The 23,602-nt window shown below is 72.0% G+C and carries 23 protein-coding genes and 1 tRNA gene; 16 read left to right on the plus strand and 8 right to left on the minus strand.

Annotated features, from left to right (window positions below):
- The first annotated feature begins 153 nt into the window (after positions 1 to 153).
- From ACIP8Z_RS24305 to ACIP8Z_RS24330, 6 genes are all read left to right on the plus strand, one after another.
- Positions 154 to 1,782, plus strand: coding sequence for an ABC transporter substrate-binding protein (locus tag ACIP8Z_RS24305; RefSeq protein ID WP_402086750.1), 1,629 nt, complete (start codon positions 154 to 156; stop codon positions 1,780 to 1,782).
- An 82-nt stretch (positions 1,783 to 1,864) separates the two neighbouring features.
- Positions 1,865 to 2,788: an ABC transporter permease gene (locus ACIP8Z_RS24310; RefSeq protein ID WP_319310063.1), complete on the plus strand. Its 924-nt coding sequence runs from the start codon at positions 1,865 to 1,867 to the stop codon at positions 2,786 to 2,788.
- Positions 2,781 to 3,767 carry an ABC transporter permease gene (locus ACIP8Z_RS24315; RefSeq protein ID WP_402086752.1) on the plus strand — a complete coding sequence of 329 codons (987 nt, stop codon included), beginning with the start codon at positions 2,781 to 2,783 and terminating at the stop codon, positions 3,765 to 3,767. Before ACIP8Z_RS24310 ends, ACIP8Z_RS24315 begins: the two co-directional genes overlap by 8 nt.
- A gap of 6 nt (positions 3,768 to 3,773) precedes the next feature.
- On the plus strand, positions 3,774 to 4,757 hold the full coding sequence (locus tag ACIP8Z_RS24320; protein ID WP_402086754.1) for an ABC transporter ATP-binding protein: 984 nt from the start codon (positions 3,774 to 3,776) through the stop codon (positions 4,755 to 4,757).
- Positions 4,750 to 5,919 (plus strand): ABC transporter ATP-binding protein, encoded by a 1,170-nt coding sequence (locus tag ACIP8Z_RS24325; protein WP_402086756.1) that lies wholly within the window; start codon positions 4,750 to 4,752, stop codon positions 5,917 to 5,919. Before ACIP8Z_RS24320 ends, ACIP8Z_RS24325 begins: the two co-directional genes overlap by 8 nt.
- Positions 5,920 to 6,111: 192 nt before the next feature.
- A complete protein-coding gene (locus tag ACIP8Z_RS24330; protein WP_402086759.1) occupies positions 6,112 to 7,050 on the plus strand; it encodes a hypothetical protein in 939 nt (312 codons plus the stop codon).
- A gap of 1 nt (position 7,051) precedes the next feature.
- Here ACIP8Z_RS24330 and ACIP8Z_RS24335 read toward each other — a convergent pair whose 3' ends face one another.
- Positions 7,052 to 9,241, minus strand: coding sequence for a prolyl oligopeptidase family serine peptidase (locus ACIP8Z_RS24335; protein WP_402086762.1), 2,190 nt, complete (start codon positions 9,239 to 9,241; stop codon positions 7,052 to 7,054).
- Positions 9,242 to 9,422: 181 nt separating this feature from the next.
- On the opposite strand from ACIP8Z_RS24335, the gene ACIP8Z_RS24340 reads away from it, so the two are divergent.
- The 4 genes from ACIP8Z_RS24340 (at position 9,423) to ACIP8Z_RS24355 (ending at position 13,373) form a co-directional block, all read left to right on the plus strand.
- Positions 9,423 to 9,617, plus strand: a complete 195-nt coding sequence (locus ACIP8Z_RS24340) for a hypothetical protein (RefSeq protein ID WP_187622349.1) — start codon at positions 9,423 to 9,425, stop codon at positions 9,615 to 9,617.
- 36 nt (positions 9,618 to 9,653) lie between these two features.
- On the plus strand, positions 9,654 to 10,544 hold the full coding sequence (gene mshB, locus ACIP8Z_RS24345) for an N-acetyl-1-D-myo-inositol-2-amino-2-deoxy-alpha-D-glucopyranoside deacetylase (protein WP_402086765.1): 891 nt from the start codon (positions 9,654 to 9,656) through the stop codon (positions 10,542 to 10,544).
- Entirely contained in the window at positions 10,541 to 10,966 is a 426-nt protein-coding gene (locus tag ACIP8Z_RS24350) for a DUF6113 family protein (protein ID WP_402086767.1), read from the plus strand. The genes mshB and ACIP8Z_RS24350 overlap by 4 nt, the downstream gene beginning before the upstream one ends.
- Positions 10,967 to 11,141: 175 nt before the next feature.
- Entirely contained in the window at positions 11,142 to 13,373 is a 2,232-nt protein-coding gene (locus tag ACIP8Z_RS24355) for a hypothetical protein (RefSeq protein ID WP_402086770.1), read from the plus strand.
- A 218-nt stretch (positions 13,374 to 13,591) separates the two neighbouring features.
- Here ACIP8Z_RS24355 and ACIP8Z_RS24360 read toward each other — a convergent pair whose 3' ends face one another.
- Positions 13,592 to 13,816, minus strand: a complete 225-nt coding sequence (locus ACIP8Z_RS24360) for a hypothetical protein (protein ID WP_402086773.1) — start codon at positions 13,814 to 13,816, stop codon at positions 13,592 to 13,594.
- 98 nt (positions 13,817 to 13,914) lie between these two features.
- On the opposite strand from ACIP8Z_RS24360, the gene ACIP8Z_RS24365 reads away from it, so the two are divergent.
- Positions 13,915 to 14,040, plus strand: a complete 126-nt coding sequence (locus ACIP8Z_RS24365; protein ID WP_402086776.1) for a DUF397 domain-containing protein — start codon at positions 13,915 to 13,917, stop codon at positions 14,038 to 14,040.
- Here the strand turns inward: ACIP8Z_RS24365 and ACIP8Z_RS24370 are convergent.
- The gene (locus ACIP8Z_RS24370; protein ID WP_402086779.1) at positions 14,034 to 14,399 is read right to left on the minus strand and encodes a DUF1304 domain-containing protein; all 366 of its coding nucleotides are present in this window, start codon (positions 14,397 to 14,399) and stop codon (positions 14,034 to 14,036) included. The genes ACIP8Z_RS24365 and ACIP8Z_RS24370 overlap by 7 nt on opposite strands.
- Before the next feature lie 296 nt (positions 14,400 to 14,695).
- Between ACIP8Z_RS24370 and ACIP8Z_RS24375 the strand changes: the two genes are divergently transcribed.
- The 3 genes from ACIP8Z_RS24375 to ACIP8Z_RS24385 all read left to right on the plus strand — a co-directional run bounded on the left by ACIP8Z_RS24375 (position 14,696) and on the right by ACIP8Z_RS24385 (position 15,734).
- The gene (locus tag ACIP8Z_RS24375) at positions 14,696 to 15,151 is read left to right on the plus strand and encodes a hypothetical protein (RefSeq protein ID WP_402086782.1); all 456 of its coding nucleotides are present in this window, start codon (positions 14,696 to 14,698) and stop codon (positions 15,149 to 15,151) included.
- Positions 15,152 to 15,290: 139 nt separating this feature from the next.
- On the plus strand, positions 15,291 to 15,671 hold the full coding sequence (locus tag ACIP8Z_RS24380) for a hypothetical protein (protein WP_402086785.1): 381 nt from the start codon (positions 15,291 to 15,293) through the stop codon (positions 15,669 to 15,671).
- Positions 15,660 to 15,734: transfer RNA gene (locus tag ACIP8Z_RS24385), tRNA-Ala, on the plus strand. The genes ACIP8Z_RS24380 and ACIP8Z_RS24385 overlap by 12 nt, the downstream gene beginning before the upstream one ends.
- 116 nt (positions 15,735 to 15,850) lie before the next feature.
- Here the strand turns inward: ACIP8Z_RS24385 and ACIP8Z_RS24390 are convergent.
- The 4 genes from ACIP8Z_RS24390 to ACIP8Z_RS24405 form a co-directional block, all read right to left on the minus strand.
- A complete protein-coding gene (locus tag ACIP8Z_RS24390; protein WP_402086788.1) occupies positions 15,851 to 17,437 on the minus strand; it encodes a serine/threonine-protein kinase in 1,587 nt (528 codons plus the stop codon).
- Entirely contained in the window at positions 17,437 to 19,080 is a 1,644-nt protein-coding gene (locus ACIP8Z_RS24395; RefSeq protein ID WP_402086791.1) for a serine/threonine-protein kinase, read from the minus strand. The genes ACIP8Z_RS24390 and ACIP8Z_RS24395 overlap by 1 nt, the downstream gene beginning before the upstream one ends.
- A 102-nt stretch (positions 19,081 to 19,182) precedes the next feature.
- A complete protein-coding gene (locus ACIP8Z_RS24400; protein WP_402086794.1) occupies positions 19,183 to 20,094 on the minus strand; it encodes a tetratricopeptide repeat protein in 912 nt (303 codons plus the stop codon).
- 7 nt (positions 20,095 to 20,101) lie between these two features.
- Positions 20,102 to 21,103 (minus strand): GNAT family N-acetyltransferase, encoded by a 1,002-nt coding sequence (locus ACIP8Z_RS24405; RefSeq protein WP_402086796.1) that lies wholly within the window; start codon positions 21,101 to 21,103, stop codon positions 20,102 to 20,104.
- A 112-nt stretch (positions 21,104 to 21,215) separates the two neighbouring features.
- Here ACIP8Z_RS24405 and fdxA point away from each other — a divergent pair, with 112 nt between their 5' ends.
- Both fdxA and dapC read left to right on the plus strand, forming a co-directional pair.
- Positions 21,216 to 21,536, plus strand: a complete 321-nt coding sequence (gene fdxA, locus ACIP8Z_RS24410; RefSeq protein WP_015035968.1) for a ferredoxin — start codon at positions 21,216 to 21,218, stop codon at positions 21,534 to 21,536.
- Between the two features lie 108 nt (positions 21,537 to 21,644).
- A complete protein-coding gene (dapC, locus tag ACIP8Z_RS24415; protein WP_402086799.1) occupies positions 21,645 to 22,763 on the plus strand; it encodes a succinyldiaminopimelate transaminase in 1,119 nt (372 codons plus the stop codon).
- A gap of 133 nt (positions 22,764 to 22,896) precedes the next feature.
- Here the strand turns inward: dapC and ACIP8Z_RS24420 are convergent, their stop codons facing one another.
- Positions 22,897 to 23,358 (minus strand): ATP-binding protein, encoded by a 462-nt coding sequence (locus ACIP8Z_RS24420; RefSeq protein WP_402086802.1) that lies wholly within the window; start codon positions 23,356 to 23,358, stop codon positions 22,897 to 22,899.
- Between the last annotated feature and the right edge of the window lie 244 nt (positions 23,359 to 23,602).

Consider the following 23,602-nt stretch of genomic DNA (forward strand, 5'->3'; position numbering starts at 1 on the left):
AGGGCGCCCCGTTCCGTATGTACGGAACGGGGCGCCCTTCGTCGTGCCCTCCCGGGTCGCGGGGCACCGTCCGGCGGCCGTAAAAGTGCAGCACCGTCAATATCGGGTGATATTGGGGCCTAAGTCAGACTTAGGACATTCGGGAGGCACTCCATGCGCGGAGCCACGCACGCCAAGTGGGCCGCTCTGGCCACCGCAGTCGCCCTCGCGGCGACCGCTTGTGGCGGCGGCGACGACAGCGGCGGTGGCGGAGGGGCCGACGGCATCGTGAGTTCCTCGTGGGGCGACCCGCAGAACCCGCTGGAGCCCGCCAACACCAATGAGGTCCAGGGCGGCAAGGTCCTCTCCATGATCTTCCGAGGGCTCAAGCAGTACGACCCGAAGACCGGCGAGGCCAAGGACATGCTCGCCGAGAAGATCGACACCACCGACTCGACCAACTTCACCATCACCGTCAAGGACGGCTGGACCTTCTCCAACGGTGAGAAGGTCACCGCCAAGTCCTTCGTCGACGCCTGGAACTACGGCGCCCATCTGAAGAACAACCAGAAGAACGCCTACTTCTTCGGTCAGATCGAGGGTTACGACCAGGTCCACCCCGAGAGCGGCGAACCGACCGCCGAGACCATGTCCGGCCTCAAGGTCACGGGCCCCCAGACCTTCACGGTCAAGCTCACCCAGAAGTTCTCCACCTGGCCCATCACCCTGGGCTACGCGGCCTTCTCACCGCTCCCGCAGGCCTTCTTCACGGACCACGCGGCCTGGCTCTCGAAGCCCGTCGGCAACGGCCCGTACACCGTCGACTCCTACTCCAAGGGCTCCCAGATGGCCCTCAAGCGCTGGGACGGCTACCCCGGCGCCGACAAGGCCCAGAACGGCGGCATCACCCTCAAGGTCTACACCGACAACAACACCGCCTACACCGACCTGACGGCCGGCAACCTCGACCTCGTCGACGACGTCCCCGCCTCCCAGCTCAAGAACGTCCAAGCCGACCTCGGCGACCGGTACATCAACGTCCCCGCCGGCATCATCCAGACCCTGTCCTTCCCGTTCTACGACCCGGCCTGGAACAAGCCCGGACAGGAGAAGCTCCGCCAGGGCCTCTCCATGGCGATCAACCGCGACCAGATCACCGAGACGATCTTCCAGAAGACCCGCACCCCCGCCGTCGACTGGACCTCCCCGGTCCTCGGCGAGGAGGGCGGCTTCAAGGACGTCTGCGGCGACTTCTGCAAGTACGACGCGGCCGAGGCGAAGAAGCTCGTCGCCGAGGGCGGGGGCATCCCCGGCGGCACGATGACGATCTCGTACAACGCCGACACCGGCTCCCACAAGGAGTGGGTGGACGCCGTCTGCAACTCCATCAACAACGCCCTCGGCAACAACAGGGCCTGCGTCGGCAACCCGGTCGGCACCTTCGCCGACTTCCGCAGCCAGGTCAGCACGCAGAAGATGAAGGGCCCCTTCCGCGCCGGCTGGCAGATGGACTACCCGCTCATCCAGAACTTCCTGCAGCCGCTCTACTACACCAACGCCTCGTCGAACGACGGAAAGTACACCAACCCGGAGTTCGACAAGCTCATCAACCAGGCCAACGCCGAGTCCGACATCCCCAAGGCCGTCGGGATCTTCCAGCAGGCCGAGGGCGTCCTCCGCGACGACATGGGCGCCATCCCGCTCTGGTACCAGAACGGCAGCGCCGGCTACTCCGAGCGCGTCTCCAACGTGAGCCTGAACCCGTTCAGCGTCCCCGTGTACGACCAGATCAAGGTCAACTGACGCAGCTCGTCGGCGTACGGCCCGGCCCGGCGATCCGCGCGAGCCGGGCCGTACGCCTTCCCCACACCCCCCGGAGCCCCTCATGGGACGTTATGTGATCCGGCGCCTGCTGCAGATGATCCCGGTCTTCATCGGCGCCACCCTGCTGATCTTCCTGATGGTGAACGTGATGGGCGACCCCATCGCCGGCCTCTGCGGCGACCGCGCCTGCGACCCGGCGACCGCCGCCCAGCTGGAGAAGGAGTTCGGTCTCGACAAGCCCGTGTGGCAGCAATACCTGATCTACATGGGCAACCTGTTCACCGGAGACTTCGGCACCGCCTTCAACGGCCAGCCGGTGACCGAGCTGATGGCGAGCTCCTTCCCGGTGACCATCCGGCTCACCATCGTCGCGATCCTCTTCGAGATCGTCATCGGCATCAGCCTCGGCGTACTGACCGGACTGAAGCGCGGGCGGCCGATCGACAGCACCGTGCTCGTGCTGACACTGGTCGTCCTCTCGATCCCGACGTTCGTCACGGGTCTGCTGCTCCAGCTGCTGCTCGGCGTGGAATGGGGGTGGATCAAGCCCGCCGTCTCGCCCGAGGCCCCGTTCAGCGAGCTGATCGTCCCCGGCTTCGTCCTCGCCTCGGTCTCCCTCGCGTACGTCACCCGGCTCACCCGGACCTCGATCGCGGAGAACAAGCGCGCCGACTACGTCCGCACCGCCGTCGCCAAGGGCCTGCCCCGCCGCCGCGTCATCACCCGCCACCTGCTGCGCAACTCGCTCATCCCGGTGGTCACCTTCATCGGCGCCGACATCGGCGCGCTGATGGGCGGCGCCATCGCCACCGAGCGGATCTTCAACATCCACGGTGTCGGCTACCAGCTGTACCAGGGCATCGTGCGCCAGAACACCCAGACCGTCGTCGGCTTCGTGACCGTCCTCGTCCTGGTGTTCCTGCTGGCCAACCTCCTCGTCGACCTCTTGTACGCCGTCCTTGACCCGAGGATCCGCTATGCCTGAGCCCTATGAGCCGTTCGACGACGGGCGCGCCATCGACCACACCGGAGCGGGCGGCGCCACGGACCTCGCCATGGAAGAGGCCGAGACCCTTGAGAAGACGCCGGGCGGACCGCTCGGCACCGGCCCCACCGGCAAGCCCCGCTCGCTGTGGTCCGACGCGTGGCACGACCTGCGCCGCAACCCCGTCTTCATCATCTCCAGCCTGATCATCCTCTTCCTGGTGATCATCGCGATCTGGCCCCAGCTGATCGCCAGCGGAGACCCGCTCCAGTGCGACCTGTCCAAGGCGCAGGAGGGCTCCCAGCCCGGCCACCCCTTCGGCTTCAACGGGCAGGGCTGTGACGTCTACACCCGCACGGTGTACGGAGCCAGGGCGTCCGTCCAGGTCGGCGTGTTCGCCACCCTCGGCGTGACGATCATCGGATCCCTCTTCGGCGGTCTGGCCGGCTTCTACGGCGGGGCCTGGGACGGCGTCCTCTCCCGGATCACCGACGTCTTCTTCGCGATCCCCGTCATCCTCGGCGGTCTGGTCCTGCTCTCCGTCGTCACCAGCACCACCGTCTGGCCCGTCATCGGCTTCATGGTGCTGCTCGGCTGGCCCCAGCTCTCCCGGATCGCCCGGGGCTCGGTCATCACCGCCAAGCAGAACGACTACGTCCAGGCGGCACGGGCACTCGGCGCCTCCAACTCCAGGATGCTGCTGCGCCACATCACCCCGAACGCCCTCGCGCCCGTCATCGTCGTCGCGACCATCGCCCTCGGCACGTACATCTCCCTGGAGGCGACCCTGTCCTTCCTCGGCGTGGGCCTCAAGCCGCCGACCGTCTCCTGGGGCATCGACATCTCCTCGGCCTCGCAGTACATCCGCAACGCCCCGCACATGCTGCTGTGGCCCGCCGGCGCGCTCGCCATCACCGTGCTCTCGTTCATCATGCTCGGCGACGCCGTCCGCGACGCCCTCGACCCCAAGCTGAGGTAGGGACCCATGCTGCTCGAAGTGCGCGACCTGCACGTGGAGTTCCACACCAGGGACGGGGTCGCCAAGGCGGTCAACGGCGTCGACTACTCCGTCGACGCCGGCGAGACCCTCGCCGTCCTCGGCGAGTCCGGCTCCGGCAAGTCCGTCACCGCCCAGGCCATCATGGGCATCCTCGACGTCCCCCCGGGAAAGATCACCCACGGGGAGATCCTCTTCCAGGGCCAGGACCTCCTGAAGCTCAAGGAGGAGGAGCGGCGCAAGATCCGCGGCGCCAAGATGGCGATGGTCTTCCAGGACGCCCTGTCCTCGCTCAACCCCGTCGTCAGCGTCGGCGACCAGCTCGGCGAGATGTTCCAGGTCCACAAGGGCATGTCGCGCAAGGACTCCAAGGCCAAGGCCGTCGAACTGATGGACCGGGTCCGCATCCCCGCCGCCAAGGAACGCGTCGGCCAGTACCCCCACCAGTTCTCCGGCGGCATGCGCCAGCGCATCATGATCGCGATGGCGCTCGCCCTCGAACCCGAACTGATCATCGCCGACGAGCCCACCACCGCCCTCGACGTCACCGTCCAGGCCCAGGTCATGGACCTGCTCGCCGAGCTCCAGCGCGAACTCAACATGGGCCTCATCCTCATCACCCACGACCTCGGCGTCGTCGCCGACGTCGCCGACAAGATCGCCGTCATGTACGCGGGCCGGATCGTCGAACACGCCCCCGTCCACGAGATCTACAAGGCCCCCGCCCACCCGTACACCAAGGGCCTGCTCGAATCGATCCCGCGCCTGGACCAGAAGGGCCAGGCGCTGTACGCGATCAAGGGCCTGCCGCCCAACCTGCTGAACATCCCGCCCGGCTGCGCCTTCAACCCGCGCTGCCCGCTGGCCCAGGACGTCTGCCGCACCGACGTGCCCCCGCTGTACGACGTCACCGAGTCCCCCGTGCCGCGCGCCAGCGCCTGCCACTTCTGGAAGGAGTGCCTCCATGGCTGACACGGCCGAGGCGATTCTCGAAGTCCGGGACCTCCACAAGCACTACCCGCTCACCCAGGGCGTCCTCTTCAAGAAGCAGGTCGGCGCGGTCAAGGCGGTCGACGGCGTCGACTTCGACCTCGCCGCCGGCGAGACCCTCGGCATCGTCGGCGAGTCCGGCTGCGGCAAGTCGACGGTCGCGAAGATGCTCGTCAACCTGGAGCGGCCGACATCCGGCACGATCCGGTACAAGGGCGAGGACATCACCACCCTGTCACCGAAGGCCCTGAAGGCCGTCCGCCGCAACATCCAGATGGTGTTCCAGGACCCGTACACCTCGCTCAACCCGCGCATGACCGTCGGCGACATCATCGGCGAGCCGTACGAGATCCACCCCGAGGTCGCCCCCAAGGGCGACCGGCGCCGCAAGGTGCAGGACCTCCTCGACGTCGTCGGCCTCAACCCCGAGTACATCAACCGCTATCCGCACCAGTTCTCCGGCGGCCAGCGCCAGCGCATCGGCATCGCCCGCGGCCTCGCCCTCCAGCCCGAGATCATCGTCGCCGACGAACCCGTGTCCGCCCTCGACGTCTCCGTCCAGGCACAGGTCATCAACCTGATGGGGAACCTCCAGTCCGAGTTCTCCCTGTCATACGTCTTCATCGCCCACGACCTGTCGATCGTGCGCCACATCTCCGACCGGGTCGGCGTCATGTACCTCGGCCGGATCGTCGAGATCGGCACCGACGCGCAGATCTACGACCACCCCACCCACCCCTACACCCAGGCGCTGCTCTCCGCCGTCCCCGTCCCCGACCCCGAGGCGCGCGCCCACCGCGAGCGCATCATCCTCACCGGCGACGTCCCCTCCCCGGCCAACATCCCCTCCGGCTGCCGCTTCCGCACCCGCTGCTGGAAGGCCCAGGAACGCTGCGCCCTGGAGGTCCCGCTCCTCGCCGTCCCGGCCGTCTTCCGCCTCACGGACAGCCCGGCGAAGCACGACTCGGCCTGCCACTTCGCCGAGGAGAAGCGCGTCGTCCCCTCGGAGGACGCCGACGGCCCCGGGATGCCGCCGGTCACCGGCGCCGACGGCCCCGGGACCCCGCCGGTCACCGGCGCCGACGGCCCCGGGACCCCGCCGGACGACGGAGACGAACTCTTCAGGAAGCCCGAATCGCCTTAACGCACAGGCAACTTCACCGAATCGGATCCGATATACGAACAGGCCAGACTGGACAGCGTACGGCCGTGCGGGTGCCGTGAACCGGGCCGGGGCGCGCCTTGTCGCCCCGGCCCGGACCCATGCGTTCCCCGCGCCCCACAGGTTTCGCGGAACCGCTTGTTTCGGTCGGTGGCGACCGTGAGTATCGGGACCGTGACTGTGACACGACCGGCACGTCTCACGGGCGCCGCGCTCTGCGCCGCGCTCGCCCTCACCGCAGCCGTGTGGATCCTCAAGGACCTCGCCGCGCTCGGCTCACCCGCCGACCTCGCCTGGTACTGGGCCGGTGACCACCACTTCCTCATCCGGGGACGGTCCGCCACCTCCCTGATCGACGCCGTGCTGCTCGTCGTCTCCGCCGCCGCCGCGGCCGCCGCGCTCCGCTCCCGGCACGCGGCCTCCGCGCTCGCCGCCACCGGCACCGTCACGCTGGCCCTGCGCCTCCCCGGCCTCTGGGAGCCCGACAGCGGCGCCCTCGTCACCGCCCTCCTCGAACTCGCCCTCGCCGCCGGTCTGATCGTCACCGCGGCCGTCGGCCGCCGCCCGCCCGCCGCCTCGTACGAGCCGCTCCCCACGCGCCCGCGTACCGGCCCCGCCGTCGCCGCCGGAGTCCTCCTCACGGCCGGCGCGCTCGTCGTGGCCCTCTGGGAGCTGTACTGGGCCACCGAACTGCCCCTGGAGATCACCGTCGACCGCTTCACCGGCGGCCGGTCCATCATGAAGGCGGCCCTCGCGCCGCCGCCCGGCTGGCTGTCGCTGATCCTCGTCGCCCTGTACGGGACCGCCGCCGTCTCCGCCTTCTTACGGGCCCGCCACAGCCGGGCCTTCGGGCTGCTCGCCGGAGCGTTCCTGGCGGCCGGCGGCCTCGCCGAGGTCGCCAGGACCACCCGCTACGAACTGCTCGGCGACTTCATGGACCTCCCGAGCACCGGCCGGCTGAGCGTCCTCACCGCCTTCTTCGGGCTGCTCGCCGGCATCGCGGTGCTCGTCCTGCTCGCCGGGCGCGGCGCCCCCGCCGGCGCGCCGAGCCCGTACCCGCCGGCCGGGATGCCGCCCCCGGCCCCGCCCTACCCGCCGCCGCCCGGCTGGTGACTCAGTCCCGCGTCCCGCCGAGGGACCGCTTCAGGAAGTCCACCTGGAGCAGCAGCAGGTTCTCCGCGACCTGCTCCTGCGGCGTCATGTGAGTGACCCCCGACAGCGGCAGCACCTCGTGCGGCCGGCCCGCCGCGAGGAGCGCCGAGGAGAGCCGCAGCGCGTGCGCGACGACCACGTTGTCGTCCGCGAGTCCGTGGACGATCATCATCGGCCGCGCGGGCACCTCCGGAGCGGAGAGCCCGTCGTCGGTGACCAGTGACTGCGCCGCGTACACCTCGGGATCGTCCTGCGGAGTGCCGAGGTACCGCTCGGTGTAGTGGGTGTCGTACAGCCGCCAGTCCGTCACCGGCGCCCCCACCACCGCCGCGTGGAACACGTCGGGGCGCCGCAGCACCGCCCGCGCCGCCAGATAGCCGCCGTACGACCAGCCCCGGATCGCCACCCGCTCCAGGTCCAGCGGGAAACGCCCGGCGAGGCCCTGGAGCGCGTCCACCTGGTCGTCGAGGGTCGGCCCGAAGTCCCGCGCGATCGCCTTCTCCCAGGCGGGGGAGCGGCCCGGCGTGCCCCGCCCGTCCGCCACGACCACCGCGAAGCCCTGGTCGGCGAACCACTGGGACGTCAGATGCGCGTTGTGCGCGGCGAGCACCCGCGGCCCGTGCGGACCGCCGTACGGATCCATCAGGACCGGCAGCGGCCCGTCGCCCTCGGCGTACCCCGACGGAAGCAGCACCGCGCACGGGATCCGCCGCGCGCCGGCCTCCGTGAGCCGCACGCGCGCGCGGAGCACCGGATCCTGGGCGTACGAGGCCACCACCGCGACCTGCTCGCCGCCCCGCAGCACCCGCGCCACGCTCCCCGGCGTCTCCGGCCGCGCCGACACCAGCACGGTCACCGCCCCGGAACGCACCGCGCCGTGCACGCCGACGCCCTCGGACAGGCGCTCCGCGCCCTCACCGGTCACCCGGTACACATGGACCTCGCCGGTCTCCGGGAGCGTCGCCTCCGCGCCCGCCGACGCCGACACGAGGACGTCGTCCTCCCCGACGTCGAGCACCGCCCGGACATGCAGCGCGGCACCCGTCAGCACCTCGTCGCCCACGGCCAGGGCCCGTGCCCCGGTCTCGTCCGTGAGTCGCACGAGCCGCCCGTCGTCACCACCCGGGCCGAGCCCCGGGGGAGCCCACGTCGGCACCCCCGGCAGCACCTCCAGCCACACCGGGTCCCGCTCCGCCCGTACCGTCCTCGTCTCCCCGGACTCCGGGTCCACCGCGAGGAACAGCTGCTCCCGCTGGTCCCGCTCCTGGACGAGCAGCAGCGGCGCCCCGGCCGCAGACCAGTGCACGCGCGCGAGGTACGGATACCGCTCCCGGTCCCACACCACCTCCGTGCGGCCCCCGGCGAGGTCCACGACGAACAGCCGCACCTCCGCGTTGGCCGTACCCGCCGCCGGGTACGCCACCGGCTGCGGCTCCCGGTCCGGATGCGCCGGGTCGGCGATCCACCAGCGCCGTACCGCCCGGTCGTCGGCACGGGCCACGAGCAGCCGGTCCGAGTCGGGGGACCACCAGAAACCCCGGTCCCGGGTCATCTCCTCCGAGGCGATGAATTCGGCCAATCCGTAGGACACATGCGCATCCTCCGGAACGGCCAGCTCCCGGTCGCCCGAACCGTCCGCGCCCACCACCCGCAGCGCGCCCTCCGTCACGTACGCGACCAGGCGCCCGTCCGGCGAGGGCCGGGGGTCGATCACCGGCCCCGGCACCGGCAGCTCCCGCGCCGTCCCCGCCCGCAGCTCCGCCGCGAACAGCCGCCCCGACAGGGCGAAGGCCGCCAACTCCACGGCCCCGTCCACCGCGTACGCCACCACACCGGCCGAGCCCTCCCGGCTCCGCTCCCGGCGCGCCCGCTCCTGCGGCGACAACTCCTCCTCGCCGCCCGCGAGCAGCACCTCCGGGTCGGCCGCCACCCGCTCCACGGGCGCGCCGCCGTCGCGAGGCAGGTCGAGGACCCAGAGCCGGTGCGTACGGTCCACACCGGACGCGGCCCTGACGAACACGACGCGCTCCCCGTCGGGGGAGACCGAGAAGGCCCGCGGAACCCCCAGGGTGAACCGCTGGGTACGGGCGTGACGGCGGGGGAAGGAGAGCCCGGCAGGGGGTGTGGCCGGCTGCTGTCGAGACGAGGTCATGCGGCTGAAACTAGCGCTGTGCGCCCCCCTCGTGCCTCCGTCCGCCGATCGATGCGGCCGCACGGATAGTTATGATCCGTAGCGCTAGGTGGGTATGCATCCGACGGGCCTGCCCCCTGGCACATGCTGATCGACCGAACCAATCGAATATCCGACCGAAGAAGTGTGGAGGTGAACCGCCGTGGCACTCTCGATCTCCGTGGTGGTGCTGCTGGCGATCGTCGTCTTCCTTCTGATCCGGAAATCCGGATTGAAGGCTGGTCACGCGGCGGTCAGCGCGCTCCTGGGCTTCTACCTGGCGAGCTCGTCCATCGCCCCGTCCATCAGCACCCTCACCACGAACGTGGCGAACATGGTCGGCGGCCTCAAGTTCTGAGCGCGCCCCCGCGCGACGACCTCGTAGGGTGGGGACATGTCCGATCTCCCCGCCCGCCGTCTGCTGCTCGTGCACGCGCACCCGGACGACGAGTCGATCAACAACGGCGCCACCATGGCCAGGTACGCGGCCGAGGGCGCCCTCGTCACCCTGGTCACCTGCACGCTCGGCGAGGAGGGCGAGGTCATCCCGCCCGAGCTCGCCCATCTTGCCCCCGACCGGGAGGACCGGCTCGGCCCGTACCGCGTCGGCGAACTCGCCGCCGCGATGGCCGAGCTCGGCGTCACCGACCACCGGTTCCTCGGCGGCCCCGGGCGCTTCCGCGACTCCGGAATGATGGGCGTCGAACAGAACAAGCGCGCCAACGCCTTCTGGAACACGGACGTCGACACCGCCGCCCCGTACCTCGTCGAGGTCATCAGGGAGACCCGCCCGCAGGTCCTCGTCACCTACGACCCCGACGGCGGCTACGGACACCCGGACCACATCCAGGCCCACCGGGTCGCCATGCGCGCCGCGGAACTCGCCGCCGAACCGGCCTACCGCCCCGACCTCGGACCCGCCCACACGATCGCCAAGATCTACTGGAACCGGGTCCCGCGCCCGGTCGCCGAGGCCGGCTTCGCCCGGCTGCGCGCCGAGGGCTCCGCCTTCCCGGCCGCCGCCGCGATCGACGACGTCCCCGGCGTCGTCGACGAGGACCGGATCACCGCCGAGATCGACGCGGGACCCGAGCACACCGCCCGCAAGAGCGCGGCGATGGCCGCGCACGCCACCCAAGTCGCGGTCGACGGCCCGTTCTTCGCCCTCTCGAACGACCTCGGCCAGCCGATCTTCACCACCGAGTACTACGAGTTGGTGCGAGGCGTCCCCGGCGCCCCCGCGGGCACCCGCGAGACGGACCTCTTCGCCGGAGTGAGCGCATGAGCCCCAAGCCGCCCGCGACCCCCGCGAAGCCCACCCCGCCCCACGGACCGGCCGCGCGCACCGCGTCCACCGTCTCCCGTAACGCCCGATTCGCCTGGTACGCGGGCCTGGTCGTCCTCGGCGTCCTCGTCGGAACCGCCGGCGCCCTCGTCCAAGCCGCCTGGCTCCCCGTCGGCTTGATCCTCGCCCTCCTGGCCACCGCCGCCCTCTTCTACGGCGGGCTGCGGGCCACCGAGACCCAGACCGGCGTCGTCGCGGGCGGCGTCGGCTGGCTCGTCGCCGTCATCCTGCTCAGCCTCGGACGCCCGGAGGGCGACGGGGTGTTCGGCGGAGGCGTCGGCGAGCTGCTCTACCTCTTCGGTGGCATGGCGATCGCTGTGATGTGCACCACGCTCGCCCGGCTGCCCCGACCGATCCCGTGAACAGGACGACTTGAGTCCGCGGACGCCCTGACTTCGGCCGGATTGACCGTCGTCAGTCACCCAGGGGTCAGCTATGTGACGGCGGCGCCCAGTATGGTGGTGCGCGCCGCCGAACCGCCCGGGACATACGAGCATCAGCAAGAGCGGGCGGTGGAGCCAACCGGGAGATCCTGCTTTGAGTCGTGAAACTGGTCGAGAGACTGACAGTTCGTCCTCCGGCGCCCAGGGGCGCGGTGGAGCCGCGTACCCCTCGGGTACACCGCCGTACGGATCCCGCCAGTATCCGTCGCTCCACCCCTCGCAGGACGCGCCGGAGGAGACCGCCGCCGCGCCCGCACCGCCGGAGGAGCCCAAGACCGAGACGACGCTGACGACCCGGATCCGGATCAACATCCCGGGTTCGCGTCCGATCCCGCCGGTCGTGGTCCGCACCACCGTCAACGAGTCGCCCACGGCGCCACCGGCCACCGCGCCGGAGCCCGCTCCCGCCCCGGAGCCGGAGCCCGAGCCGACGGCGGCCCCCGAGCCGCCGCAGGCCGAGGAGACGCCGAAGGCGAAGGAGACGAGCGACTGGTTCGCGCCCCGCAAGACGGCGCCCCCGAGCCCGGCCCCCGAGCCCGCGCTGCCCCCGGCACCCGCCCCGACCCCGAAGCCCGCTCCGGCCACCACCGGACCGGACGACCGGGGCACCGGCTTCGCCGGCTCCGCGACCTCCGGCGTCCCGACCGTCGGCACCGCCCCGTCGAGCCGCCCGGTCACCCAGGGCAGGCCCACCGGAGGCAACCCCCTGTACGACGGCGGCACGCCCGCGGGCGGCACACCGATGTACACGGGCACGCCCGCGGGCGGTACCCCCATGTACACCGGCACGCCGGCCGGCGGAACCCCGATGTACGACGGGACCCCCGCCGGCGGCTCACCGAGGTACGACGGCAACCCCGGCGCCGCGCACCCGGGCGCCGGAAACCCGCTCTACGACGGCACCCCCGCCGCCGGCACCCCGATGTACCCGGGCACGCCGCCCGGCGGCACGCCCGCGTACCGCGGCCCCGCCGCGCCGACCGGCCCCACGACCGGCCCGGTCACGGGCACCGCGTCGCTGGGCGGACCGGGCACCCAGGGCGGACTCGCCGGCCTGGCCGGACCCTCGGGACCGGGCCAGGGCGCGGGCTCCCCGTTCCCCGGCGGCGCCCCCCGCATGACCGACGACACCGCGATCCTCACCCCGCAGGCACCCGCGCCGACCACCCCCGGCAGGGGCGGTCCGGGCGGTCCTGGCGGAAAGGGCGGACCCGGACGACCGGCCGACGGCGGTGCCAACGGCCACGTCTCCGGCGACACCCTCACCAGCGGCATCCCGGTCGTCCCGCCGAGCGCGGCCCGCCCGAAGCCCACCCGCATCGAGGAGCAGGCCACCCCGGCCCCCGCGCCCGCCCCCAACCGCACCGCGCCGGCGAAGAAGGGCCGTTCCAAGCTCGTCCTCGTCGCCGCCGGAGTCCTCGGCCTCGCCGGCGTCGCCTACGGCGCCGGGCTGCTCCTCAACCACTCCGACGTCCCGAAGGGGACCACCGTCCTCGGCGTGGACATCGGCGGCGGCACGAAGGAGGAGGCCGTCAACAAGCTGGACGCGGCCCTCGGCAAGCGCGCCGGGACCCCGCTCCAGCTCGGCATCGGCGGCAAGAAGGTCCAGCTCGCCCCCGACAAGGCGGGCCTGGCGCTCGACAGCGTGGAGACCGTCCGCGCCGCCGCGGGCAGCGACTACAACCCCGTCTCGGTCATCGGATCCCTCTTCGGCGGCGAGCGGGTCGCCAAGCCGGTCTTCCCGGTCGACGAGGAGAAGCTCGCCGTCACCCTCGCCGATCTGGCCGGCACGTCCGCCTCGGCGACCGAGGGCACGATCCTGTTCGCCCCGAACAAGGTGACGCCCGTCGAGGGCAAGCCCGGCAAGGGCCTCGACGTCCAGCGCTCGATGATCTCCGTACGGGACGCCTTCCGCGCCCAGGTGGAGACGGGCCAGACCAGGCTGGTCGAGCTGCCGGTCACCACCCGGCAGCCGAGCATCAGCAAGACCGAACTGGACCGGGCGATGAAGGAGTTCGCGACGCCCGCGATGTCCGACCGCATCACCATCAAGGCGGGCGGCAGGGAGATCCAGTTCGGCCCGGCGCGCTCGCTGCCGCAGATCATCTCCATGAAGGCCGCCGGCGGCCGCCTGGAGGCGGTCTACGACACGAAGGCGATCGAGCGGCTCCTCGACGGCGCCTTCAAGGGCATCATGATCAACAAGGCCGACGGCACCAAGCGGGAGGTCTCGCCCGACGACGTGGCCTCCGTGATGCGCGAGGCGCTCCTCGGCAAGACCAAGGCCGAACGCACCAAGACGATCGACCTGAACCCGAAGGCCTGACAGCCCGAGCGACACGTTCCGAGCCCCCGCCCGAAAATCCGGCCGGGGGCTCGGCGCGTGGGGGCGTCAGGTGTCCGGACCGCGCCTGGCGACACACCCCGGACAGGCACAGGGCGGATGGCGCGGGGCGGACTGCACCGGTACGGGACCGGGGCGCGGCCGGAAGGCACGGTGGGGCGACCAGATGCGCCCGCCGTCGCGGGAGACGCGCGGGGTGATCACCACTCACCGCCGTACCGCTGCTGCTTGGCCCGCAGCCAGGCCCGGATCTCCCGGGTCTCGGCGGGGGAGGCGGCCCGAAGGTCGGAGGCGTGGATCGTCGCCACGAAGCGCGTGAACCGCACCCGTCGATGGGCGCCGTCCACGGCGATGACCTTGCCGGGACCGTAGACGTCGGTGCCCGTATGGGCGACGAAGGCGCCCGGGCCGTGAGGGGAGTGCATCGCGAGCCTTTCGCTCTGTGTGTTGTTCCGGTCACACGGCGGCGTGGCTCACGTTAGCCTCGACAGGGGTGCACGCGTGACAACGCGACCGGCACGCAGTGAACGACGCCTGCAGCTGCTCTGTCCCGGTACCGGACTCCAAGGTTCCGGATGGCCCGGCGTTGCTGTTCGGCGCCGTCGCCCGGGCGCCGTTCGTGGACGGTCTGAAGTGGACGTCTCAGTAGTGGGCGACCAGGACGGCGGAGAGGGCGAGCGCGCCGGGTAGGGCCTGGGCGAACAGGATGCGGCGGTTGGCCGTGGCGGCGCCGTAGAGGCCGGCGATGACGACGCAGGACAGGAAGAAGACCCGGACGCGGAAGGCGATCGGGTCGTCGGCGATGAGGCCCCAGACGAGCCCGGCGGCGAGGAAGCCGTTGTAGAGCCCTTGGTTGGCGGCCATGGCGGCGGTGTCGCGCGCCATCTTCGCGTCGAAGCCGGAGAAGCGACGGCCGGTCTCCTTCTCCCACAGGAACATCTCCATCACGAGGATGTAGGCGTGCAGCAGGGCGACGAGGGCGACGAGGATGTCTGCGGTCAGCGGCATGGCCGCATTGTGCCGCCGGGCGGGCGGGCGTCGGGGGAAGGCGCGCAATGGCTCGCGTAGGGCTGTTCGCGCGAATGAACGGTTAATTCCGGATCCCAAACTAAAAAGCAGAAAATAGTCTTAAAAGCTCGACGGGGGAGCCCCCGGACCGGGAAACTGTCTGCAACGGGCCTGCACACAGGCCTCGTTGGACAAAGTCCGCATCATATCCGGGGGATGACATGGCAGGAACTGCTCGTCGTTGGGCTGCGCGCATATCGGGCGTGGGAGCCGCATCGGCGATGATTTTCGGCGGGATGGCCGGAACGTCGTTCGCGATCGAGAACCCGCCCACGGTCACCATCAGCGTGAACTTCGGCGTGGTCGCGACCACGCACCCGGACACCGTGGGCTGTAACGGCTACAAGGTGGTCGGGACGGGGACCGCCGGCGGGGCGCCGGTCAACGCTGCGACCTGGGCGCAGGACGAGGTGGCGTGTACCGCGACCGTCCCTGGCAAGTACGACATCAAGGGGACGGCGACGATGACGGAGAGCGACGGGGACAAGCTCTTCATCAGCTACGAGCTCTCCGCGCCGCTGTCGTCGGACACGATGGTGTACCCGTCCGGCACGTTCAAGATCCTTCGGGGTGAGGGCAACTTCGAGGACTCGACGGGTGGCGGCACGATGAACGCCAAGGTCAACCTGCTGGACCACGCGCACGCGAGCGCGACGCTGACGGGGTACATCCGCAAGTACTGGCAGGTCTGACCCACGGCCACGGCCACCTGCCGGGGACGCCCGGTGGGTGGTGCGGGTCTCTTGGGCTCTTGGGGTGGGCGCACCAGAAGCCCACAAGCGCACTCGCCCCAGAAACCCCCAGACCCCCACCCTGGACCTAGGTCGTTCCATGGCCCGTCAGCACCGGCGCCCGAAGAAGCCGAAGCCTCCCTTCCCCCTGCCCGAGGGCCTCATCCTGTCTTCGACGCCGGACGGGTGGCGGCGCAGTCTGATCGTCGCCAACGGCGGCATCATCTGCGGAGGCTGCCTCCCCGGCGTCCCCGCCGACGCCGACCCCCGCGACGCACGGGCCGCAGCCGTCCTCGACGTCCAGGACCTGGCCCGCACCCTCCACCAGACCGAGGTCGACGTCGTCTGGGAGCCTGCCCACGCCCACGGCCACGCGTCCTGGACCGCCCAGGTGCGTGTGATCGCGGGCGAGGGTCTCTCCGAAATCCCCTCGTCCCCCGCCCCTTCCCCCGTTAAGATCATCCCAAGGGCGGGGTCGTAGCACAGAGGTAATGCGCCGCGATGGCATCTCGGAGGACGCCGGTTCGAATCCGGTCGCCCCGCCCCCTTACAACTCGGAGGCGGCGTTCGCGCGCGTACGGACGGCCCAAGCCCTGGCTCTGCTCCACCGCGCCGCTCCTCGTCCGTGGCCGGCCGGCCCCGATCCTGCCCCCAGCCCCCTCAGGACGTGCTCGGCATCGCCGACACCGCCGCCGCCGAGATCTTCCTGGCCTCGTCCTCGCAGGTCTCCGCCGGGTGCCGCTCGCCGCCCAGCGACACGTACACCACCAGGTTCCCCTTGCGGACGTACAGCGTGCACGTCGTCTCACCGTTGCTCGGAGCGCTCCAGAAGGCCTCGTCCGCGAACGTGAGGCCCCTTTCCCGGCGTTCGCCCTCCGCGTCGTCGGCGAACTCCTGCTCCTGGCGCCGCGTGCCGTTCTCGTTCGTGCCCGCGCTGCGGCGCAGCTCCCAGCGGACCACCGCGTGCGCGTAGTAGTTCCAGCCGTCCGGCTGCGGCTCGTCCTTGTCGTTCCAGGAACAGCTGGTCTGCGCGCTGTCCGAGTAGTCGGTGTACTGGTCCTGGTCGGGGCGTCGATCCCCCGGCACCGGCAGTTTCGCGGCCACCTCCGCGCAGACCGGCATCGCGACGAAGCGGTCCGGCGGTCCGGCTCCGAGGACATCGTCCTTCAGGTACCACCAGGCCCCGCCGCCCAGCACGGCCAGAACCACCACGGTGGCGGCGAACCTTCCGGTCCGGCGGGGGCGGCGGGCCGGTGCCGCGTCCACCCGCGTGGCCACGGCGGTCGGCGTGGCCGCGCCGCCGCCCGGCGGCAGGACCACGGTCCGCTCCCCGCCATGGTCGTCGTCCCCGCCGGCCAGCAGCCGGTCGATGTCCCGCCGCTGTTCCGCGATCGCCGCGTGCACCGCCGGCGGCCACTGTCGTGCCACCGGCGCCGTCGGCCCCAGCGCCGCGAGGAGCTGCGCGGGCGTCGGGCGGGCCCCCGGGTCCTTCGCCAGGCACCAGGTCACGAGCGGGCGCAGTTCGGCCGGTACGGCGGTGAGGTCCGGCTCCGTGTGGACGACGTTGTACAGGGCCTGGAAGGTCGAGGGTCCGGCGAACGGGCTCGCCCCGGTCGACGCGAGCGCCAGGACCGAGCCGAGCGAGAACACGTCGCTCGCCGGGCCGAGTTCCTTCCCCTCGGCCTGCTCGGGTGACATGAACGCGGGTGACCCGACCACCAGCCCCGTCCCCGTCAGCTCGGTGACGTGCCCGGCTCCCGCCTCCGCCGCCCGCGCGATCCCGAAGTCGATGACCCGGGCACCGTCCTCCGCGAGCAGGACGTTCTCGGGCTTCAGGTCGCGGTGCACGAGCCCCGCCCGGTGGATCTCGTCCAGCGCCGTCGCCAGCTGCACGGCGAGCCGCCGTACCGTCTCCACGGGCAGTGTCCCGGACCGCTCGACCGCCGCGCCGAGCGACGGCCCGGCGACGAAGACCGAGGCGAGCCAGGGAGTGGCGGCCTCGGTGTCGGCGTCCATCACGGCCGCCGTGCACGCGCCGGACACCCTCCGCGAGGCCACGACCTCGCGCCGGAACCGGGCGCGGAAGTCCTCGTCGGCGGCGAGGCGCGCGTGCACCTGCTTCACGGCGGCGAGCCGCCCGTCCGGCGCGGCGCCCAGGAACACGCGTCCCATGCCGCCGCGTCCGAGCTCGGAGAGCAGCCGGTACGGACCGGCGGTGCGCGGGTCGGTGGGTCCCAGGGGCCGCATCACCGGGCGCCCTGCGCCTGGGTCTTCCCCTGGGCCTTCGCCTTCAGCGCCGCCATGGCCTGCTTCCCGGTTTCCTCGGTCACGGCCTCGCACGTCCCCACGGGGTAGTTCGTGCCCTTCACCAGGACGAACAGCTCGGCGTTCACGTCCCGGCCGTACAGCACGCAGTACTTGCCGTCCGGCTTGTACCAGAGGGCCTCCTGCACGAAGTCGAGCGTGGAGACGCGCAGGGTCTTGCCGCGTATGTACATCCCCTCGTAGTGGGACTTCGACTGCTCGGCTCCGGTGAGCCCGCCGTTCTTCGACCGGTAGACGCTCCAGATGACGACGATCTCGTCGCCCGAGCGGGTGTTCCAGGTGCACTGGTTCTGCTGTCCGTCCGCCGAGGTGGTCGGCGGCCCGCCGTCCTTGACCGGGAACGGGGTGAAGCCGGGGGGTCGTGTCAGAGCCGTCCCGGCCTCAGCGCAGCTCGGGATCGTGCCCGTGTACGTGTCGGTCACCTGGTTCAGCGGTACGTTCCCCGGTGTCGGTACGGGTTCCGGCACGACCATGTAGTACATCTCCGCCGCCCAGCCCGTCGCGACGAACACGGCCCCGGTGACGGCGAGGGCCCCGGCGGTCACGGCTGCGGCGATCCACCGGCGCTGCCGTCGGGAACGCCGTACGGGCACGGGTACGGTCGCGGCCGGTCCCGCCTGTGCCGGGACCGTGCTCACCAGCCGCTCGATCTCCGCCGCCTGCTCCGCGATCCGCCGCTGCACGTCCTCCGGCCACGGCCGCCGCAGCGGGGCCACCGGGCCGATCATGGCGAGGACGTCCTGCGGCGAGGGCCGCAGGGCCGGGTCCTTGGCCAGGCAGGCCGCGACGATCCCGCGCAGGCCCGGCGGTACGCCGTCGAGGACGGGTTCGGCGTGGGCGATGGAGTGCATGAGGGCGGGGACCGAGGTGCCGCTGAACGGCGTGGTCCCCGTGCAGGCCACCACCAGCGTGGCCCCGAGCGCGAACACGTCCGTGGCGGGCGTCGGGGCCTCGCCACGGACCTGCTCGGGTGCCATGAACGCGGGGGAGCCGATGAGCGCGCCCGTGTGGGTCAGCTTGGTCATCTGGTCGGCGGCGCGCGCGATGCCGAAGTCGATGACGCGGACGCCGTCGTCGGTGAGCAGCACGTTCGACGGCTTGAGGTCGCGGTGGACGAGCCCGGCCCGGTGGATGTCGGCGAGGGCCTGCGCGAGACCTGCGGTGAGCCGCCGTACGGCCTCCTCGGGCAGCCCGACGGGTGCGGACGCCCCCGCGGGCCCCGGTACCGCCGCCGGCGCCCTCGCCTCCGACGCGGCCACCGCCTCGCTCAGCGAAGGCCCCGGCAGGAACAGCGACGCCAGCCACGGTGTCTCCGCGTCCGGGTCGGCCTCGACCACCGGTGCCGTGTAGGCGCCGGACACCCGGCGCGAGGCGTCGACCTCCCGCCGGAACCGTGATCGGAACCCGGCGTCGTCGGCCAGATCGGCGTGCACCTGCTTGACGGCGACGAGCTGTCCGTTCGCCGCCGTCCCGAGCAGGACCCGGCCCATCCCGCCCTGCCCGAGCACCGCGACCGTACGGAACGGCCCCACCTGCGACGGATCGTTCGGCCCGCATGGCTGCATGCTGTCGTCACCCTCCCCCGAGAACGCCAGGGGAGTCTAAGGGCTGTGCGGGCGCCGCGAGTTGGGCGCCCCTCCCGCAGGGTGCGGCCCTCCGGTCACGTCCTAGTTGAGCCGTGCCCGCGCCGCCTGCGCCCGGCGCCGGATCGTCGTCGCCGACTCCGGGTCCACCGCGTCCATGACCTGCGCGTACGCCTCCATCTCCGCGGCCCCCGTGAGGAAGTCCCCGCGCTGGACGAGCAGCTCGGCGCGCTCGTAGCGGAGTCTCGCCGGGTGGGAGGGGAGGAGCAGGGAGAGCTCGACCGCCCACAGGGCCACGTCGGAGCGTTCCGGGCGGGGGGCCGCCCAGGCGCGGATGTTGTTGAGGACCCGCAGCACGATCGCGCCGGGTTCGGCGGGCCGGAGCATCGAGCGGTCGAGGGCCTCGCCCGTCGCGCTCGTCACCAGGAGCTCCGCGTCCGGGCCCGTCATGGCGCGGCCGCCCGCGAAGGGGTCGGCGAGGTTCAGGTCGGCGGGGTCGCCGAAGCCCACGACGAAGTGGCCGGGCAGCCCGAGCCCGTACACGGGGGCGCCGGCCCGCCGTGCGACCTCCATCCAGACGACGGAGAGCAGGATCGGCAGGCCGCGGCGGCGTCTGAGCACCTCGTGCAGGAGCGAGGACTCCAGACGCTGGTAGTCGGCGGGCACGCCCTCGAAGCCCTCCCGACTGCCGAGGAGGTCGGCGAGGGCGGTGGCCCAGTCGCCGACGATCCGGGTGGCGTACGGGACGAGCCCGGCGAGGCGGTCGAGTTCGATCTCGGCCTCGTTCAGGACGTGCCGGGTGACGGTGGGGTCGGCCACCGCTCCGATCAGCAGGCAGAGCCGGGCGAGGTCGGGCCGCTCCGACCGCGCCTCCTCCGCGAACTCCCGCCGCCAGTCGGGCGGGTCCGGGCTCTCGAAGGCGTCCCCCGCTGCCCCGCCCCGCCGTGGTGGCCCGTCCTCCGGCCCGTCCTCCGGTGGTGGTACGTCCTCCGTCACGCCTCTGTCACGCCTCCGCCCATCGGTAGTGGTGGTAGTGGTGGTGCGGCGCGAAGCCCATCCCGTCGTACAGCGCCCGCGCGCCGTCGTTGTCCGCCTCCACCTGGAGCCAGGCCGCCGACGCGCCCTCGTCGAGGGCCTGCCGGGCGAGCGCCGTCATGACGGACGTCGCCAGGCCCCGGCGCCGCTGCTCGGGGTCCACCTCGACGGCCATGAAGCCGGCCCAGCGTCCGTCGACCACGCACCGTCCGATCGCCGCCGGTACCTCTCCCGTGCCCGCCACGGATGCGAACCACACACTCGGGCCGGACGTCAGCACCGACCGTACAGCCGGGCCCGGTTCGGCGAAGCGCTGATAGCGGCGGAGCCACGCGTCGTCGACGGTGCGGGCCAGGCGTACGGCGGAGACGTCGGCGTCCAGGTCGCCGATCGGGGCCAGCGCCGCGATCCGTACCTCGGCGGAGACCTCGCGCCGCCAGCCGTGCCGGTCGAGGGCCGCGCAGAGCAGCTCCTGGGTGCCCTCGGCGCCGGTGGCGGTCTGGATGTACGCGGGGAGGCTCCTGGCCTCGTACCACGCGCGTACGTGTGTCAGGGCGTCGGCGATCGGCAGACCGGGCTCGCCGAGCGGGAGGACCGAGTTGGCCCGCCGTGTGAAGCCGTCGGAGGCCCGCAGGGTCCACTCGCCGAGCGCCTCGCTCTCGACCGGCCGCCACGCGCGCGCGGTGGCGCGGGCCAGCTCGGGGAAGGTGGCGGAGGGGCCGCGCCGGCGGGCCGGGGCGGGCGGGACGATCTTCCCCGCGACCAGGGTGGATTCCGCGATCCGGACGCTCTCGCCGCTCTTTCGTGTGATCAGCAGCACAGAGTTGTCCCATGATGTGAGAACGCCGACCGCGTCGGTGAACTTCTCACCCGCGGCCGCTGAGTCCGTCACGTACCGAACGGAGACACGTTTTCCCACGTCAGCGCTGGTGATTCGGACCTTCAGGCGTCCTCCGCCGGTGAATTCCACAGCTTCTCCGCCCCTCCTGTTCGGATCGCCCCCAAGAACGGAGATACTAGGTGCGGGCATCGACGACGCCGCGCTCCCGCGCAGACCAGCCCTATCGAGGAGGAACGACAGCGTGACCTACGTCATCGCGCAGCCTTGTGTCGACGTGAAGGACAAGGCGTGCATCGAGGAGTGCCCCGTCGACTGCATCTACGAGGGCAAGCGGTCCTTGTACATCCACCCGGACGAATGCGTCGACTGCGGGGCCTGTGAGCCGGTCTGCCCGGTCGAGGCGATCTTCTACGAGGACGACACCCCGGAGGAGTGGAAGGACTACTACAAGGCGAACGTCGAGTTCTTCGACGAGCTCGGCTCGCCCGGTGGTGCCTCCAAGCTCGGCGAGATCGAGCGCGACCACCCCTTCATCGCCGCCCTGCCGCCGCAGAACGGCTGATCGACCGCTTCAGGTCGCATCCGGTCCCGTACGGCGTCGGCCGCCGTACGGGACCGAGGCGTTTCCCGACGCCTCACCCGCGCACGTACAGGAAGTGAGAGCCAACCCGTGAGCGCAGTCTCTTCGCGCCTGCCCGTCTTCCCCTGGGACAAGCTGGAGCCGTACAAGAAGACGGCCGTGGCGCACCCCGACGGAATCGTGGACCTCTCGGTCGGCACGCCCGTCGACCCGGTCCCCGCGCTGATCCGCGAGGCCCTGGTCGCGGCGGCGGACTCACCGGGCTATCCGACGGTGTGGGGGACGAAGGAGCTGCGGGACGCGCTGACCGGCTGGTGCGGGCGGCGGCTGGGCGCGGTGGACCTCGCCCACGAGAACGTGCTGCCGGTGGTGGGTTCCAAGGAGCTGGTGGCCTGGCTGCCGACGCAGCTGGGTCTCGGCGCGGGCGACCGGGTGGCGTACCCCCGGCTCGCGTACCCGACGTACGAGGTGGGCGCGCGGCTCTGTGGCGCGGAGGCCGTCGTCTACGACACCGAGGCGTTCGCGGCTGATCCCGCGGGGGGCGCGCTGGACCCGGCCGGGCTCAGGCTGCTCTGGCTCAACTCCCCGTCCAACCCGACCGGCAAGGTCCTCTCCAAGGACGAGCTGACCCGGATCGTGGCCTGGGCGCGCGAGCACGGTGTCCTCGTCTTCTCCGACGAGTGCTACCTGGAGCTGGGCTGGGAGGCCGACCCGGTCTCCGTGCTGCACCCGGACGTCTGCGGCGGTTCGTACGAGGGCATCGTCGCCGTCCACTCGCTGTCCAAGCGCTCCAACCTGGCCGGCTACCGGGCCGCGTTCATCGCGGGCGACGCGGCCGTGCTCGGCGAGCTGCTGCAGATCCGCAAGCACGGCGGCATGATGACGGCGGCGCCGGTGCAGGCGGCGACGGTCGCGGCGCTCGGCGACGACGCGCACGTGGCCGAGCAGCGGGAGCGGTACGCGGCCCGCCGGGCGGCGCTGCGGGCGGCCCTGGAGGCGCACGGCTTCCGGATCGAGCACAGCGAGGCGAGCCTGTACCTGTGGGCGACCCGGGACGAGCCGTGCTGGGAGACCGTGGCGTACCTGGCGGAGAAGGGCATTCTCGTGGCGCCGGGCGACTTCTACGGCGAGGCGGGGGAGCGGTTCGTGCGGGTCGCGTTCACGGCGACGGACGAGCGGGTCGCGGCGGCGGTCAAGCGGCTCGGCTGACCGTCCAGGGCTTACGGACGGCCATACGGACGGCCATACGGACGGCCACGGGCACGGCCGTGCAGACGGCATACGGAAGGGCCCGGGGAGCATCCGCTCCCCGGGCCCTTCCGCGCGACGGTTCCCGGCCGGGTCAGCGGCCGACGGGCAGGCCGCCGAGCGTCTGGCCGGTCGGCAGGCCGCCGAGGCCGCCGCCCAGGGCGCCGCCGGTCGGGCCCTCCGCGCTCTCGGTGGCGGCGCCGGCGGTCTTGCCGACGACCTCGCCCGCGCTGCCCGCGGTGTCACCGGCGACCTGCTGGGCGGCCGGGGTGGCGGTCTTGCCCGCCGCGCCGATCGTCTTGCCGGCGGCGGGGACGGCCGTGCCGACGGCCTGGCTGCCGGTGGCGCCGACGACGCCGGTGGCGGTCTGCGAGGCGCTGTCGACGGCGGTGCCCGCACCGGCGGCGTCCAGGGCGGAGACGCCGCCGAGGGCGCCGGTCGGCGCGAGGTTGTGGTCCAGGGCGCTCGCGGAGCCGGCCGCACCGACCACGGGGGCTGCTCCGGCCGCGATGAGGAGGGCGGCGCGGGCGATCCGACGGGTCAGGGGGAGGGACATGGTGCTCCTTCGACGAGGTGCGAGGTGTTGTTCGGACACAGTGACAACCGGCCCTGGGGCGGGTTGGGTTGCGGCCGTCGAAGGTAAAGGATTGGTAATGCGTCGTATTGTCGGGTGGGGAGGAAAACGGACGAACACGTCATTGTGTAGCCGTCTGCCGAACCGTCACTTCCCTTGCCCCGTAAGGGAATTGGGAGGGCGGGGCGCGGTGCGCGAAAGGCGGCGCGGAAGGGTCGTGAATTTC

It is taken from the genome of Streptomyces sp. NPDC088553 (assembly GCF_044752965.1).
In the GTDB taxonomy this organism is placed as follows: Bacteria; Actinomycetota; Actinomycetes; order Streptomycetales; family Streptomycetaceae; genus Streptomyces.

Bases quoted from the DNA above. Each gene is read 5' to 3' on its own strand.
- ACIP8Z_RS24305 (WP_402086750.1), top strand. From the start codon at position 154: ATGCGCGGAGCCACGCACGCCAAGTGGGCCGCTCTGGCCACCGCAGTC.
- ACIP8Z_RS24310 (WP_319310063.1), top strand. From the start codon at position 1,865: ATGGGACGTTATGTGATCCGGCGCCTGCTGCAGATGATCCCGGTCTTC.
- ACIP8Z_RS24315 (WP_402086752.1), top strand. From the start codon at position 2,781: ATGCCTGAGCCCTATGAGCCGTTCGACGACGGGCGCGCCATCGACCAC.
- ACIP8Z_RS24320 (WP_402086754.1), top strand. From the start codon at position 3,774: ATGCTGCTCGAAGTGCGCGACCTGCACGTGGAGTTCCACACCAGGGAC.
- ACIP8Z_RS24325 (WP_402086756.1), top strand. From the start codon at position 4,750: ATGGCTGACACGGCCGAGGCGATTCTCGAAGTCCGGGACCTCCACAAG.
- ACIP8Z_RS24335 (WP_402086762.1), bottom strand. From the start codon at position 9,241: ATGACCTCGTCTCGACAGCAGCCGGCCACACCCCCTGCCGGGCTCTCC.
- mshB (WP_402086765.1), top strand. From the start codon at position 9,654: ATGTCCGATCTCCCCGCCCGCCGTCTGCTGCTCGTGCACGCGCACCCG.
- ACIP8Z_RS24350 (WP_402086767.1), top strand. From the start codon at position 10,541: ATGAGCCCCAAGCCGCCCGCGACCCCCGCGAAGCCCACCCCGCCCCAC.
- ACIP8Z_RS24360 (WP_402086773.1), bottom strand. From the start codon at position 13,816: ATGCACTCCCCTCACGGCCCGGGCGCCTTCGTCGCCCATACGGGCACC.
- ACIP8Z_RS24370 (WP_402086779.1), bottom strand. From the start codon at position 14,399: ATGCCGCTGACCGCAGACATCCTCGTCGCCCTCGTCGCCCTGCTGCAC.
- ACIP8Z_RS24375 (WP_402086782.1), top strand. From the start codon at position 14,696: ATGGCCGGAACGTCGTTCGCGATCGAGAACCCGCCCACGGTCACCATC.
- ACIP8Z_RS24380 (WP_402086785.1), top strand. From the start codon at position 15,291: ATGGCCCGTCAGCACCGGCGCCCGAAGAAGCCGAAGCCTCCCTTCCCC.
- ACIP8Z_RS24390 (WP_402086788.1), bottom strand. From the start codon at position 17,437: ATGCGGCCCCTGGGACCCACCGACCCGCGCACCGCCGGTCCGTACCGG.
- ACIP8Z_RS24395 (WP_402086791.1), bottom strand. From the start codon at position 19,080: ATGCAGCCATGCGGGCCGAACGATCCGTCGCAGGTGGGGCCGTTCCGT.
- ACIP8Z_RS24420 (WP_402086802.1), bottom strand. From the start codon at position 23,358: ATGTCCCTCCCCCTGACCCGTCGGATCGCCCGCGCCGCCCTCCTCATC.